This window comes from Halorarius halobius (assembly GCF_024298865.1).
In the GTDB taxonomy this organism is placed as follows: Archaea; Halobacteriota; Halobacteria; order Halobacteriales; family Haloarculaceae; genus Halorarius; species Halorarius halobius.
Genome location: NZ_CP101164.1, coordinates 102,521 through 116,121, shown reverse-complemented (window position 1 = coordinate 116,121; position 13,601 = coordinate 102,521). Strand labels below are relative to the sequence as shown.

The following is a 13,601-nucleotide window of genomic DNA, read 5'->3' as shown; positions in this document are numbered from 1 at the left end:
AGTGTTGGTTAGTCAGACCGGATTCGCGGGGCAACCATCGAGAGAATCTCGCATTCTCCGTCAGCGAACTCGTACTCGATCATCATGGGGAAGTCCGTGCCGAAGGTGATGCTGATTTCAGTTTTCTTCGGAAATTTCCGGGAGATGTCCTTCACGTAGTCGAGCGAGAACAGCGCCTCCGCGTCAACGGCGGTCAGCTCGGTATACTCATCCTCCGTGAGTTCCAAGCACACGTCGTCGGTGTCGCCCTCGGCTTCGATGAAGACGGCCTGCTCGGTCTCGTCGCAACGGAGTTGGATGTGGTCAGAAACCATATCGGCGGCCTTGACACCCCGGCTGATCTGTGATTCATCGACAGTGAAGGACGCGGGGAGATCCATGTCGGGGATCTCAGGTTCCATTCTGATGCTGTCGGGGTCGATACACGCCATCGTAAACTCGACGCCGTCGATGTGGATGACGAGTTTGAACGTATTCGTGTCGAATAAGAATTCGACGAGATCATCCTTTTTGGCGAGTTTCAGGACTTCCTCGAGACGTTCGAGGTTGAGGCCCAGGACACCCTCGGAGGCGTCGTATGACTCGAAAGCCCCTGCGGACAGCACACCGTCGTCCATCGCGACGTTGGCGGGATCGACCGCTCGGACCCGGATGCCGTCAGGTCTGATGTTGAACTTCGCCTCGTCGACGATGGCGCGAAGCGTACCGACGAACTCCTTGATGTCACCGCCCGGGATGGCAGCCTGGAACTGCCGCGGCGGGCCAGTGACGACGTCGGTCCCTTCTTCTGCGTCTTCCTCGGCATCCTCGTCGACATCGACATCCGTCTCAGCGTCGGTCTCGGGTTCTGGCTCCGGTTCAGAATTCGGCTCCGATTCCGGCTCTGGTTCGGGTTCGACCTCGGGTTGGGTCTCTCCGGCGGTTTCTGTGGTTGTCGCGTCGTCGACGTCCATCTCAGATTCGACATCTGAGGAAGCGTCGGTGGGTGTGGTCGCTGGCTGTGCGTCCGGGGTTTCAGATTCGGTGTTGATACTCATTTTCGAGTGGAGTCGTGGTCGGTGTCGCGGTACTGTCGGTGATCGAGCCGCTCACAGAGGTATCGAGCGAAGAGATGCTGAACGGTGGGTATCATGCACTCTCCTGTCTCCCCTCACCCCCTTGGGGAGACCAAAACTGAGCGTCGATGCTGTCGTTCCCGCAGCCCAGTCGATGTGGACGCCCGCATGATGGTCGCAATCGCGGTCACTCGGGGAAGTCGATAGTGTCGGGGTTGGTCGCGAGCTCCCAGGCAACGCGGTCAAGTTCGATTTCGTCGCTGGCGATTTTGATGAGCCCCTCGAGTGCGTCGTCGTAGGCTTGCTGTGCTTCATTCGGATCTGAGGCGGCGTCGAGACGCTGCTGGAGTGCGGTCTGGAAGCGATTCGCTGCACGGTGGCGTGAGAGTGAGCCCATTTCGAGTCCCCCCACCGTCTCGGGGGGCGACAAACGAGCGGCTAGTCGCAGGTGCCGCGTCCCGAGTGTCGTTCCTACGTAACAATTCGGACAGGGCGATTAGGACTGTAACGTAGGAAGTGAGACCGCCACCCGATCCGTCTTGCCGCCCACCGTGTTTCCACGGACTCATGAGAAATGGTCGAGGTTGCCGTCTGGATCGGGAAGTTCTTCGTCGTCAGCGAGGGCTTTGAGTTCCTTCCAGAGCTTGCGAATCGTAGTCGGGGTCGTGTAGCCTTCCTCCGAAAGAGTTTGCTGGGTGAGTCGGACGTTGCTTCGCCCACTCTCTTTAGAGGCATGGTAGAGGCAGGCAGCGGCGACGCCGTTCGGTTGCCGGCCGTTCGCGAGGACACCCACAGCGTTCGACCTGGCGAGCTGGTAGGCTCGGCGTTCAACGCGAGGTGAGGCGTCGACAGCACTCGCGAGTCGTGGGACGTAGTCCTGGGGGAGCGGTGGAGGCGTTGCGAGCTCAAGGTCTCGGTTCAGATTTTTGTAGTCCCGATTGATCTCATCGGTATCGACGCGAGCGACTTCACCAGTCTCTTTCAGCGTGCGTGGCAGGCGTTCGAGACGGCAAGCAGCGTACACACAGGCGGTCGCCATGCCTTCCACGGAGTTGCCAGCGAGCATCCCTTCCGAACTGACCTCGCGGTAGAGGTCAGCAGCGCGGTCGTGAATGGAGCCGTGAAGTTCGAGCGCACTGATGAGGCGAGCGATTTCTCCGAGGCCGAGGCGGAGCGAGCGGTCGCGACTCGAGCCGGCTTTCGATCGGCTGTCCCACTTACGAAGGCGTCGGAAGCGCCGTTTGGTCTGACTCGACAGTGGGCGATCATACCCGTCGCTGTCGTAGCCGATCTCCGTCGGGAGCCCCTTGTGGTGGAGGCGATGTGTAGTGGGAGCGCCGCCACGTTCGGGTTCTTGGCCGTCACCGGTATCGACCCAGCGGAGCCGCCGATCGAGGGTGTCACAGACGAGCACGAGGCCACACGCCCCACAGTACGTTTCCTCGTCGTCGACGACGAGATACTCGTCAGTAGCGCACTCGGGACACTGTAGTTCATCGGTTGATTCCGATTGCGTAGCTTTGGACTGCTCGTCCTCAGACGCAGACTCGTTGGAGCGTGGCTTAGTCCGCTGCTGGTTCTGTTTGAGGCGCATCGAGACGGGAGTAGAAGGTCCTGTCCCGGCGGAAGCCGAATCGGTACTGGAAGTGGTGGTGTCAGTGTTCTCGAGAGCGTGTTGAGACATTTGTAACAGGGGGCGTGGACCCCCGCTAATTCCTCTGGGGGAGACAAACTGAGTGGTTCGTCAACTGTAGATTGAAGATCACATAACTCGCGGTTCAAACTAATATAATTCGAATATTTCTCTGAGTGCGTGCAATATACACCGCACATATCTCTCACGCGATTATTACAAGAGATACATTCTTCTCGCTCTGGCCGGGAAATCGATAAGTTGCGTTTCCTTTTACATACATTCTATGAGGGTAATTGCCGAAGACTGGCTCGAAGAGTGCGTAGGTGATAGAGCTGCAGGATCAATGCTTCAGGTGTGGGCAGAAGTAAACGGAGATTGGAAGGTATATTTTGCTTTGGGGACGACACAGTCGTTGGACGAGTCTGTCTTTGAAGTACGGGACGACTGTTTCGTTGCGATAGATTCTGTCTCATTAGGCGATCTGGTTACCTTGGTTCCTGAGGAATCGACGGATAGAGTCGACCGTTTTGAGTCGATCTTAGATCATTGTACTCCCGGCGGTGAGGAAGTTGGTGGTGAGATCCAAGGCGATGTGAGAATGGAACGGGCCTTCCCAAATGATGATCTTCGATGGGGTTCGTCACGTCCTTCACTAGAATTTGAGCACTGGGTAAGAGAAGATGATATTCCGGAGCTCTCGGGTGAACAACGGACAGAGGCCCATGAGATAGTTGAAGACCAGCTCGGTGTTGACCTGAATCGGTATCATGATCACTGGGGGAATTTGGTGGTACAGCTTGAGGATTTCCGGCTTAACATTGAGTTCGATGATGGATGGTGCGTAGATCTGAACGCTGACCTTGTTGATTTAGACGATGTTGTGGTGATGTTGGAACGACGGGAGTACGGAGATTTACTCTGGCAGGACTCAATCGATTTCGAGAACGAACCAGCGAATGGCGAAGGATTACGGCAAATTGCTTTGTCATACGACGGCGATGAGTATACAGGGTTTTGCCAGGTATCACAGCCCGCTGGATCAAGTGAGGAGGTTATCAAGGTCTTAGTAAATGGCGAGACTGCGAGTCAAGATGATTTCCCAGTGGTGCGTAGAGTGGTTACCCAAATCAATGTCGGTGATGGTGACCAACGGGGGTCTAGCTCCGGGGATGCCGACCCACCTGAATTGTATCCAGAATCAGATCTCAGTGGGCATCCTACGGTAGTGACGGGGGAACAAGTTTGGGATGAGAGGAAAGTCGATTTCGGAGGAGGGACAACGTCTAGAGGATGGACGACCGAGGCCGAGACGGCCATTGTGGATAGGGCGCTCGATAGTATTCGTGGCGATATTTCCTCAACCGTGAAGGTGGTCGACCCTTATCTGGACCTGGCTGATTTGACGGATTTTGTTGATAGTCTTGATCCAGATATCGATGCCTGGTTCATTACCTCTGAGTTGAGTAATGCGTCACTTCTGGGTAGGGAGCTATCTAGGTACAATAATCAGGGCCGAACTGTCGAGATACTCCGGATTATGGACCAAAATGGAGGTCCCACACTAACTCCGCTTCACGACCGGTTCATCGTAACCAAAAATAGTCGTAGTTGGATTCTGGGAACATCCTTTAATTCGCTAAATACGAACGTTTCTATTATCTCTGAGCTCCCCATGCGGGTTACTCAAGCTTTGGATCGGCAGTTCAATCAGTGGTGGACTGAACCAGTTGAACAGAACGATGGTAGCCAGAATTGCAATAAGTCACGGAACGGAACCAGTCAGATCTAGAGGTTGGAACGGATTTACGGTGAGAACCTTGGACCCCCCAGTGGACGGATAGGATGTCGTGGTCTTCAAGCGATTTGAAGAACTCAAGCAGGTTCCCGAGGAATAGCTTGATCTTGTTGTATTCTGCCGAGCGAATCTTGAATACGAGGGCGGGGACGTATGGTCACGAGCAACCGCAGAGTACGATTTACGGTTCTTCGAGTTTGCCAGCGATTTCGGCGGCAGCCTCCCCGAAACAGGGGTCACAGACGACGAAGTGATCGCGGTCGCTGTCGGAGTCTTCGAATCCGAGATGATGAGCGGCGGGCGTCGACGGGCCTACGGGGACGTACTCGTCGTGGGTCTGTTGGGCGCCGCAAACCTCGCAGTGATACGTTGCGGTCCGTGGGTCATACTCCTCGATCTCGTCCGTTCTGTCGTTGCCGATATCGCTGTGTCTGTGTTCACTCACTGGCGTCACCCCGGGTGGATCGCTCCTGATGGTGCTCACCGATTGGGATTGGGTGCTCGCCCATCCGAAGGATAAACGTCCCCTCGCCAGTAGTGATGACGTCGTCGGCGGGGGTCGGCTCGTCTTGAGCATAGTTCTCGATCTCGTTCCCGAGCAGGACGCGATGGGTGTCCGAATCGTGGACGCGAAGCTGGCGTTCGTAGCTATCGTCAGCGTGGGGCCCGGCGAGGGCGAGGACGAACCATCCAGCGTCGGGTGAGCCTCGTGTGGCTTCGAGGACGCGGTAGACGCGGCCGGTGTCCTCGTCGAGGAAGTTCACAGTCGGCGGGTTCTCACGGTCAATGTCGTGGGCTTTCGAGAGCGTGTGGAGAACGCACTCGTCGTCGAATTGTTCTCGAAGATCGACGAACGTATCGGGAGCAGTGTCCGTGTCGGTGTTCGTTCTGTTCGCGCTCGTGTTTGTCTCTGCGTTTGGGTCGGTGGAGTAGTCCATAAGTTCGAGGGGTTGCACAGTTTCGGCACTGGGGTCATCCGGGCGGCCCGTGAGCGGATTCGAGAATCCCGAGGACGTCCGGGTCGTGCTGGTCGTGGAAGGCGTCGAGGACATCCCGCTGCCACTGGAAGTGTCCAGGATCGCCGAGTCGCTTGACGCCGAGGCCCTGTGTACGGGCGAAGTGTTCGAGGTCGATGCACCGGATTGAGGAGACATCGCCACCCTCGCCAGCCGGGACATCAGCGGCTTCGGGAAGTGAGGTCTCGATCCAGGCGTCGAAACACGCGTCGTTCGAGGATATGACGACGAGACCGTCGGTCGTCCCCGCGAAAAGTTCAGTGGTGATTCGACCGAGATTCTGGTACACACCAGCAGGGATCGCGAGGAGGTTGCGATCGTGGTCGGTGGTGGCGTTAGTGCGGATCTCCCGGGGGTGACCTCGGACGAGCCACTGCTCGTCGTCGTTGAGCCACGCACCCCGGGTGAGGCGTTCGATGGCGGCGCCGAGGTGGTCATGCGTACGGTACTGGAGGTAGCCGGAGATGCGAGCGTAGAAGCTCATGGTGACAGGGAGACAGAAGAGGGAGGCGAGCTGGGGCACGCGTCGTGAGGAAGGTTTCGAGTCAACTGCTCATCCTAGCTGGACGTGGTCAATCTTCCCATCGGTGTCGACCTTGTACTGGTAGCCGACGTGGGGGAATCGGCATTTTTCGTAACCGACAGTCTGAACGACAAAAGGCTCGGCGAGGAACGGCGAGAGTTCACGAAGGAAATCTTCGGTGTGCTCACCGGCGTAGTCCCAGAGGAGTTCCTCGGTTTTGTCGTCTATGAAGACCTCGCGCTCGTCTTCATCGAGATCGTCGCCGAGGTCTTCAAGGACGGTCTCGCGAACGGCCGACCGATGCGCCGGGGAGAACGAGGCATATCCGTAGAGCGTGAGGTGCGGCGGGTCTACCTCGCCGGTATCGGGGTCGCGTTCAGGAATCTCGACCTCCACGGTGATGTCGTCGAATGAGCCCGTGCCGATGAGCCACTCGTCGAGAAATTCGCGGAGTTCATCGACCCGATCGGGGTCAACGGTCGGTGCGTTCGAGGCGGTGCTGAGTTGGAGTGTAGCCATATCGTGATGAACCCACCACCGTCTCACGGGGGGCACAAACATTTGCCTGAAGAGGTCCCCGGCCGGGCGACGGTGTCGCTGATCTCGATAACGAGTGTTTCGCCCTCGTGGGGGTGGCTGTGCCTGTTGAGCGATTTCAAATTGAGGAGCATCGCTGTACGGAAAGGTGTATTCAACGGCTAGGAACGAACGACAGAGTGGGGCGGAGTGGAAGCCCCTCGAGAGAGTGTTGAGTGACCACGTTGGAAAGTGTGGTCTGGAGTGAACGGGGGTGTACCTACCGAGATTTACTCCTCGAACTCGGCATTCGTGACGGCAGCGGCGAGTTCGGCCTCATCGACCGCCTCTCCCTCAGATTCTCCATCTCCGTTGATGCCAGCGTCGTCGTCTTCGTTCTGGTTCTCGGTCTCGCTCTCGGAGCCGTCCGAGCTGTAAGGAACGTCCATTCCGAGATCCTTGCGGGCGTCGTTGACGGCCTCCCGGTAGGTATCGAGGTCAAGGCTTTCGCCGTACTGCTCGCGGCTATTCGCGACGAACTCGCTGTCACTATCGGGGAAGGCGTCGAGTCGGGCTTCGGTGCGCTCGATAGTCTCGGCGACCCACCGGTCACGGGTTACATCGTCGACGTGGGTGATGGTCTCGGGCCGGAGTGAGACGTAGGTCTCGCCTTCGCTCTCGAACGTGGAGGGCTTCGCGGTCACGGCCACGTACGCCGGGGGTTCGAGGCTGGAGAGGAACGCGGCAGCCTGGGGCTGGTACTGCCCGGCGTAGACGAACATCGTGCCCGTAGGGTCGACCACGCGAGCCTGCAAATATTCGTCCTCGTCCCCAACGTCGTTGACCTCGGTAACCGTGCCGACGATGAAGTAGCGGTTGGCGATCTCGCCTGACGGGAGCAGTGCGAAGTTCGGGGCTCGTTCCTTATCGGATTGCTTGAAGACGTGGGTAGCGTCGTTGATTTCGGCGGCGAAGGCACGCTTCGCTACCTGGCGACCCTGCCGGCCGCTGTCGTTGTTCTCGGTATCGGTGCTGCTGGATGTCGATTCGGAGCTGGATTCGTTCATGAAGTGTTGATGACAGTTGTGGAGTCGGAAATCGGGCTATTCGGGTCGCGTTCTGGTTCGGATTCGAGGTTACCCGTGTTGTTCGGCTTCGTTCACGAGCAGATATCGGCCGACGATGGAGCCTTCCACCAAGTAGTATCGGCCCACAAGCGCGTCGATGAGGCCGTCCTCGACGACGCTGGTATCGAGAGCGTCCATCGCCTGCTCGATTGCCTCATCGAGCGTGATGCCCCCGATGGACTCGGTCGCTTCGCGGTCGAAGATGGCGTACTGGACGTTCTCGCCGTCGTCGAAAACCGCCTTGATGCGAAGGTCGAATTCTCCTTCGACGTCGCCGTGTTCGGCACACCGGCCATCCTGCAGGACGCGTGTGCAGTCCTCGTCGAGACACCGCTTGATGAGTCCTGACCCGGACTGGATTGCGACCATCGGTGCAGAGAGTTGAACATCTTCGACGGCGGCCCCAACGTCTATGTCGCCGTCGACGAGTTCGATGTTCGAGCGCGAGTTGAGGTTGATGCTGTATCGCCCCTTGTACTCGCTGGTGATGACGTTCGAGAACTCGTAGACACTACCCTCTTCGAGGGCGGGGAGTTCGGCTTTTGTCCATTTGGTGAACTTGAGCCGGCCGCTCTCGTCGCCGATGAGCCCGACCTGATCGATGCTGTCGTGGGTAGGGTCCCAGAGTTCGACGACTTTTACGGTCACGTCCACCCACTGCTCGTCCTGGTTGACAGAGGCGAGGGTGACGTCGCCGGCGCTCTGGCCGGGGAACTCGAGGTCATCGTATTCGAGGCCGAACACGTCGCGATAGTGGCTGACCGCCGCGCGGCGGGCCTCGTCGAGAGGAACCTTGTACTGGTTGGTCATCTGGTCGAGACGGCTCGCGACTTCCTCTGCGCTGGGGAGGTCGTCATCAATATCGTCTGGGAACTGTTCGAGGATGTCGGTTGCAGCCTCCGAGAGGTTTGCGTCGGAGACGTCTACAGTCGATTCTGTGGGTTTTGCGTTGCTTGACATTTCTGGAAGTGCCGCGATTGCTATCGCTAGTTGGAATGGTTCGACTGGGCGAACGAGACTGGACAGAAAAAATTCGAGTGGGAGTACCGGAGGTTGAGCTGCTGGAGCAGCACACGGTGTGGCTTTCTCCTCCTCCTCCGATTCCCCTCACCCCCTTGGGGGAACCAAAACACGGGGGATGGTTGCCGATCGCGAGTCACCGGACTTCATCGAGGCTGATGAGTTCCTTGGTGCTGATCCAGCCGCCGAAGTTCCCGCTCTCGATGAACGCCCAAGTATCGTCGACGTTCCTGACGAACCGCATCGTCCCAGGAAGGGGGCCGGGCCCCGGCGGGTACACGTTGAACTCGTCGTCGGTGACGGGCCGTCCGGGATCTTCGCCGTCGACGATGTCGAGCTGGAAGTCGAGCTCGTCGTCACCGGTGAGGTCCTCACTCGTGGTTGATTGACTGTTACTGTTCGTCGGATCGTGGTCAGGATCGTTGGTTGACATGGTTATATCTGGATGGTAAGACTGGATGCACGGAGTGCGGCGCTGCCTCTGCCGACTAGCTATCTTCGCGCCATCGCTGGCCGCAACTCACACACGAGAGGAGTCTCGTCGGTGGTTCGTCGATGGACCGGAGTTGGACGAGGCGATATTGCGCTCTATCATGAGCACATTCTGGACACCGGCACGTCGTCGTTGGAAGTCCAAGACCCGGCCTGTCGTCGCTCGCCACGGTAGTTTCCGAGGCGTCGGGGGTTGCGACGCCTGTGAGTTCGCTCGCATCCGTATCGACCGCTGTCTCCGTCTCTTCCTCCACCTCTGTCTCCCACTCCTCGTTGACGTCGTCCTCGAGGGCAGTTCCGAAGAGGTCGAGGTTACGGATGAGCGCCCAGAGACGGCGCTTACCCGGGGGGACAGGCGTTTCGGGAACAGGCGTAGATTCGGCACGGCTCGTCGAGACAGCCTCCCGGATGGCCGCGCCGATGTCTTCCCCATCGGCGTCGACGTCGACGATGATGGAGACGACGTTCGCTTGTTCGCGCCACCAGATCGGGAGTGGTATCTTGCTGTCGGCCTCGTCGAATATCTCGGTAGCTTTGAGCCATTCGAGGGCGTCCAGCCGATCGCCCTTCTCTTGGTCGAGCCTGTCTATGGGAGCATGCACGGGACGGGAAACTTCTTCGACGCCGGGAGCGCCGAGGGCGGGAATCGTACACGCGCCGTGACGCTGGAAGGGATATTCGATGCCCTGTTCGCGGTGACGCTTGGCGTATTTCTCCCAGTCAACGTTCGGGATGTCACCTCTGGGAGCGGGACCGTCGCCACGTTCGAGGACTTCGATTCGCGTCTCGGAGTCAGCGGCGAGAGTCGCCTGTCCCTGGTACTTCCCGACCTTCCCGGCACGAATCCGAACGAGATCGCCTTCGTGGAGGATGACCCCCTGTCGAGAGCGTGTCCACACGGTGAATTTGATGGTATCGCCGGCGTCGTCTTTGATGAGTCCGACCTGCTGTTGGCTCCGTGATTTGGGTTGCCAGAGAGTCGTGACTTCGCCCTGGATGTCAGCCTCGACGTTGTACTTCGAGGGGATGATCGGCACGGACGAGATAGGTTGGATGACGCCCGCTTCCTGATAGAGCTGGTCGAGTGTGTTAGACTGGGCGGTATAGACGTCCTGACCGCTCCGGACTTTGCGTGCGATCAAGTGTCGGAGGACCTCGTCACCGGGGCCGGTGATGAGGTGGTCTTCGATTCGGGCGGCGGCCTCGCGAACAGCCCCGGCCTCGTCGTCGATGTTCTCGAAGGCGTTGTTATGGATGATTCCCTCCCCGAGGACGCGCTCGTTGCGCTTGGATCGACGTTCCTCGCGTTCTTCGACGAGCTCCCCACGACACCGCGTCTCGCGCTCAATGCCGACGACGTGGGCTGCTAACGCCTTCTCGCGCTGGCGTTTGCGTTCCTCACGGAGTCCGTGCAGGCGTTCCTGGGCTTCGAGTGGGAGTCCAGTGAGGTCCTCGTCGGCGAGGTCGATGGGATCGACGTCGCGACCTTCGGTGGTGCGGAGGCTTGCGCCGACCCAGTAGGCGTCGAGTTCGTAATTCCCGGATCCTTCGATTTCGAGACCGAACTCGTCGTATTCGGACTCACGACGGGCGGCTATCATGAGCTCGCCGGCGTTCTCGAGGCGCATACCGAGGCAGTCGCTTTCGAGGTGCGGTGACTCGTAGAGGCCGCGCATGGTGAGTTCGTCGAACCGGTCGTCTTGTTCGACGTCGCCGTTCGTGAGCTGGTCGTCTCCGTTGTGGTAGTACGTCATCTGGTAGTCACTCCATTTGGGGTGAGGTCTGAGTCGGTCTGACCCGGCAGCGGCGCTGCTGGCGACTCTCTCTCACTCCCTCAACCCCGTTTGGGGTCCAAAACTATGCACGAGGTAGCCTATCGCGTCTTTACGTGCGTGTCTCCCGGTGTGTGCCCCGGTCGGTGCTCGTCCGTGTTCGTGGAGGGCACTCGGTGAGCATGAACGGGCGGGATTTCGGAGGGTAACGTCCGAGGACAGACCACCGTGCTACGGACTGGGTGGCCGGTAGCCGATACGATTATATCTACACCCAGAGTAGAGAAGAGTGAGCCTTGAACGGCTCATCATAACAACTTGGGAAAGGCGATCCTCGTCTTTCCACTTCCACACTTCCTGAGCGATAGCGCCACCGGATAGCAGTTTGCGAGTGCGGACTGTGAGTCGATGCACACGGTACGCGTGCTTTGGTGCTTCGAGGCGCGGGCGATCTAGTCGGTAGCTCTGTTCGAGAGGGACGGTTTTTCGGGGGTTTTCCGCAAAGAACCGCATTACATCGCAGGGATAGGCGCGATACAGTTATAGACGGTTCAAGCGTCTATGCGAGTGGAAAGCACGGTCGCTTTCCCAAGTTGTTATGAGTGGAAACACCGACAGTGTCCACCTCTCTGAGGCTGGTCACGAGAAGAACGGTAGAACCGAAATCGAATATGAGAACCCGACCCACATCGCCCGTCGCTACGATGGGTGGTTCGACGAACTCCGCTCCCTCGATCGCGAGGAACGCCGTCGCTTGGACGGTAACGTGGAGTCACCGACTATCCGCTGGCACGCCGGCCTCGATGAGTCCGAGCGTCGCCTCAATGCGGACGACGTGGAGTCGCAACGCTCACACTCCGAGTTCACGTCTGACTCCGAACACGAGTTCGAGACTGACGAGCGCGAGAGCGAAAGCGAGAGTACCGATGGTTACTACGGCTGGTACAACGACCAACCGATGGTCCCATCCCGTAGTGACGAGCGGAGGGCTAAGATGAACGTGCGCGGCCGTCCGGCTGATGCGATCTCTGAACCCGACGCTCTCTCGACTGGCGAGTACATCTACATGGGCCACGACCGCCTGACCGACCCGACTGGCGACCAGTTGACGGGCACTGCGTCTGGTCTTGAAGAGTACATCCCTACGAGTTCGACTGCTGTCCCCGTGCAGTTTGGACGGAAGCTCGAACCTGTCGAGACCCTCGACCCAGACACTCAACGGCTTCGTGAGCTGAAGATCATCCCCGAGGATGAACAGACGCCTCGCGACTCTGAAGGTGTCACGACATCCGAATTAGAAGTGCTGCTTCCCTATGGCGAAGTCGCCTTCCTTCGGCACGTCGTCCCGAATCCCGAGGACTACTCTCGATCGTCGATAGCCGGAATCGAATTCCGCCTAGCGTTGGATGAAGAGCTCAACCGGAGCTCTCGTGGTATCGACGAAAACGGTCACATGACGGGTGTGGCTGCTCTCTTGGACCGACACACAGACCTCCTTGCTCGGTTCCGTACGGAACACGATTGCGCGCTTCCTGAGCGACGGGATCGGAACGTTCGGAACTTCAAACAGCGCTCCAAACAGCAGGTCTACAACCGAGCTGCTCCGTTGCGCGAGTTGGGTAAAGAACATCCCGAGCTTCGTGAAGAAGTTCTCGCCGAGACACGCAGACTGCTCGACGGGGATGCACCACACGAAATTCGGAAACCGCCGGTCGCTGTCGCTTCCACACTTGCACGCCGTGTGCTCGCTGGGACTGACATCACGACCGCGTTCCTCTCGCTTGTCGAAGAGGAGCAGACCGACCCGAGCAACGTCATTAGGATCAACGCGATTCTGAAGGCGAATCTCGCATCCTCGAAAGGCTATGTCACGACACTGGGCGTCGTGAAGAAAATCTACCACCCACAGGTTCCTGGCCTGAAGTTTGCTATGATCCTGAAAGATGGTAACCGCCGCGAGGATGAGGTCCGCGTTTCCGTCTGGGAGTCAAGCGAATACGAAGAGACTGCGTCAACGGCTGACCCCGACGATGTCGATGGCGAAGTCTTGCTCGCGAAGAAGATATTCAGGGAACCGAACGAGGGCGACACTGTACGTCTGGTGAATTTCAAGCTTCCACGCGAGAGATCCAAGCAGACGTATCAAGGTCAACCGAAGCTCGATTCCCGATGGACATCTGAAATCGAAATTGTCGAACGCGCTCCAGTTTCGCCATCTAACCAGACATCGACGATTGCTAGACCTCAACGTGTTGGTCGTTCGTCGAGTGCGTCTGATGATGGAGAGTCAGTTCCTCGGAGTGCAGCTGCAAATTTCAACGGCGAAGTCTCTGTCTCCTGGCCTGAGCCATGGCTGATTGAGTACTACATCGCCGATGAACTCGCCCGCGTTGCCCAGACTGGTGATGCTGCATGAGTTCTGAAGGAAGATGGACCCCCGAAGAACTCGCAGAGTTGCAGAATGAAATCGAACGTGAAGAACGCGAAGAATACGGAACGTGCGATATCTGCAGGCATGTCCACCACCCGATCATGTCCTGCGGGATCCCCGAACCGTAGTGGATTCGATGACGGAATACTGTCTCCGTACTGTCACCCCGAAACCTAACGAACCCTAACAACCACCCGAGTTCCCCGACGAACTCAGAA

Annotated in this window: 13 protein-coding genes; 2 read left to right on the top strand and 11 right to left on the bottom strand. The window is 58.3% G+C overall.

The window, feature by feature from the left end:
• Positions 1-8: 8 nt before the first annotated feature.
• The 3 genes from NL112_RS22300 to NL112_RS22290 form a co-directional block, all read right to left on the bottom strand.
• Positions 9-1,037 (bottom strand): DNA polymerase sliding clamp, encoded by a 1,029-nt coding sequence (locus NL112_RS22300; RefSeq protein WP_255152991.1) that lies wholly within the window; start codon positions 1,035-1,037, stop codon positions 9-11.
• A 205-nt stretch (positions 1,038-1,242) separates the two neighbouring features.
• The gene (locus NL112_RS22295) at positions 1,243-1,452 is read right to left on the bottom strand and encodes a hypothetical protein (protein ID WP_255152990.1); all 210 of its coding nucleotides are present in this window, start codon (positions 1,450-1,452) and stop codon (positions 1,243-1,245) included.
• Between the two features lie 168 nt (positions 1,453-1,620).
• On the bottom strand, positions 1,621-2,649 hold the full coding sequence (locus tag NL112_RS22290) for a transcription initiation factor IIB (protein ID WP_255152989.1): 1,029 nt from the start codon (positions 2,647-2,649) through the stop codon (positions 1,621-1,623).
• A gap of 325 nt (positions 2,650-2,974) precedes the next feature.
• On the opposite strand from NL112_RS22290, the gene NL112_RS22285 reads away from it, so the two are divergent.
• Positions 2,975-4,480, top strand: a complete 1,506-nt coding sequence (locus NL112_RS22285; protein WP_255152988.1) for a hypothetical protein — start codon at positions 2,975-2,977, stop codon at positions 4,478-4,480.
• 187 nt (positions 4,481-4,667) lie between these two features.
• Here NL112_RS22285 and NL112_RS22280 read toward each other — a convergent pair whose 3' ends face one another.
• From NL112_RS22280 to NL112_RS22245, 8 genes are all read right to left on the bottom strand, one after another.
• Positions 4,668-4,931, bottom strand: coding sequence for a hypothetical protein (locus tag NL112_RS22280; protein WP_255152987.1), 264 nt, complete (start codon positions 4,929-4,931; stop codon positions 4,668-4,670).
• Positions 4,924-5,424: a hypothetical protein gene (locus tag NL112_RS22275; protein WP_255152986.1), complete on the bottom strand. Its 501-nt coding sequence runs from the start codon at positions 5,422-5,424 to the stop codon at positions 4,924-4,926. The genes NL112_RS22280 and NL112_RS22275 overlap by 8 nt, the downstream gene beginning before the upstream one ends.
• A 34-nt stretch (positions 5,425-5,458) precedes the next feature.
• Positions 5,459-6,025: a hypothetical protein gene (locus NL112_RS22270; protein ID WP_255152985.1), complete on the bottom strand. Its 567-nt coding sequence runs from the start codon at positions 6,023-6,025 to the stop codon at positions 5,459-5,461.
• 30 nt (positions 6,026-6,055) lie between these two features.
• Positions 6,056-6,544 (bottom strand): hypothetical protein, encoded by a 489-nt coding sequence (locus NL112_RS22265; RefSeq protein ID WP_255152984.1) that lies wholly within the window; start codon positions 6,542-6,544, stop codon positions 6,056-6,058.
• A gap of 287 nt (positions 6,545-6,831) precedes the next feature.
• Complete coding sequence (locus tag NL112_RS22260; protein ID WP_255152983.1) at positions 6,832-7,608, bottom strand: DNA-binding protein; 777 nt, start codon at positions 7,606-7,608, stop codon at positions 6,832-6,834.
• A 69-nt stretch (positions 7,609-7,677) separates the two neighbouring features.
• A complete protein-coding gene (locus NL112_RS22255; RefSeq protein ID WP_255152982.1) occupies positions 7,678-8,628 on the bottom strand; it encodes a replication factor A in 951 nt (316 codons plus the stop codon).
• Positions 8,629-8,824: 196 nt separating this feature from the next.
• A complete protein-coding gene (locus tag NL112_RS22250) occupies positions 8,825-9,121 on the bottom strand; it encodes a hypothetical protein (protein ID WP_255152981.1) in 297 nt (98 codons plus the stop codon).
• Positions 9,122-9,176: 55 nt separating this feature from the next.
• Positions 9,177-10,934, bottom strand: coding sequence for a hypothetical protein (locus NL112_RS22245; protein WP_255152980.1), 1,758 nt, complete (start codon positions 10,932-10,934; stop codon positions 9,177-9,179).
• A gap of 616 nt (positions 10,935-11,550) precedes the next feature.
• On the opposite strand from NL112_RS22245, the gene NL112_RS22240 reads away from it, so the two are divergent.
• Positions 11,551-13,368, top strand: a complete 1,818-nt coding sequence (locus NL112_RS22240) for a hypothetical protein (RefSeq protein ID WP_255152979.1) — start codon at positions 11,551-11,553, stop codon at positions 13,366-13,368.
• The last annotated feature ends 233 nt before the right edge of the window (positions 13,369-13,601 follow it).

Excerpts from the sequence above, each read along its gene's own strand:
- NL112_RS22300 (WP_255152991.1), bottom strand. The coding sequence starts at position 1,037 with ATGAGTATCAACACCGAATCTGAAACCCCGGACGCACAGCCAGCGACC.
- NL112_RS22295 (WP_255152990.1), bottom strand. The coding sequence starts at position 1,452 with ATGGGCTCACTCTCACGCCACCGTGCAGCGAATCGCTTCCAGACCGCA.
- NL112_RS22290 (WP_255152989.1), bottom strand. The coding sequence starts at position 2,649 with ATGCGCCTCAAACAGAACCAGCAGCGGACTAAGCCACGCTCCAACGAG.
- NL112_RS22285 (WP_255152988.1), top strand. The coding sequence starts at position 2,975 with ATGAGGGTAATTGCCGAAGACTGGCTCGAAGAGTGCGTAGGTGATAGA.
- NL112_RS22275 (WP_255152986.1), bottom strand. The coding sequence starts at position 5,424 with ATGGACTACTCCACCGACCCAAACGCAGAGACAAACACGAGCGCGAAC.
- NL112_RS22265 (WP_255152984.1), bottom strand. The coding sequence starts at position 6,544 with ATGGCTACACTCCAACTCAGCACCGCCTCGAACGCACCGACCGTTGAC.
- NL112_RS22260 (WP_255152983.1), bottom strand. The coding sequence starts at position 7,608 with ATGAACGAATCCAGCTCCGAATCGACATCCAGCAGCACCGATACCGAG.
- NL112_RS22255 (WP_255152982.1), bottom strand. The coding sequence starts at position 8,628 with ATGTCAAGCAACGCAAAACCCACAGAATCGACTGTAGACGTCTCCGAC.
- NL112_RS22250 (WP_255152981.1), bottom strand. The coding sequence starts at position 9,121 with ATGTCAACCAACGATCCTGACCACGATCCGACGAACAGTAACAGTCAA.
- NL112_RS22245 (WP_255152980.1), bottom strand. The coding sequence starts at position 10,934 with ATGACGTACTACCACAACGGAGACGACCAGCTCACGAACGGCGACGTC.
- NL112_RS22240 (WP_255152979.1), top strand. The coding sequence starts at position 11,551 with ATGAGTGGAAACACCGACAGTGTCCACCTCTCTGAGGCTGGTCACGAG.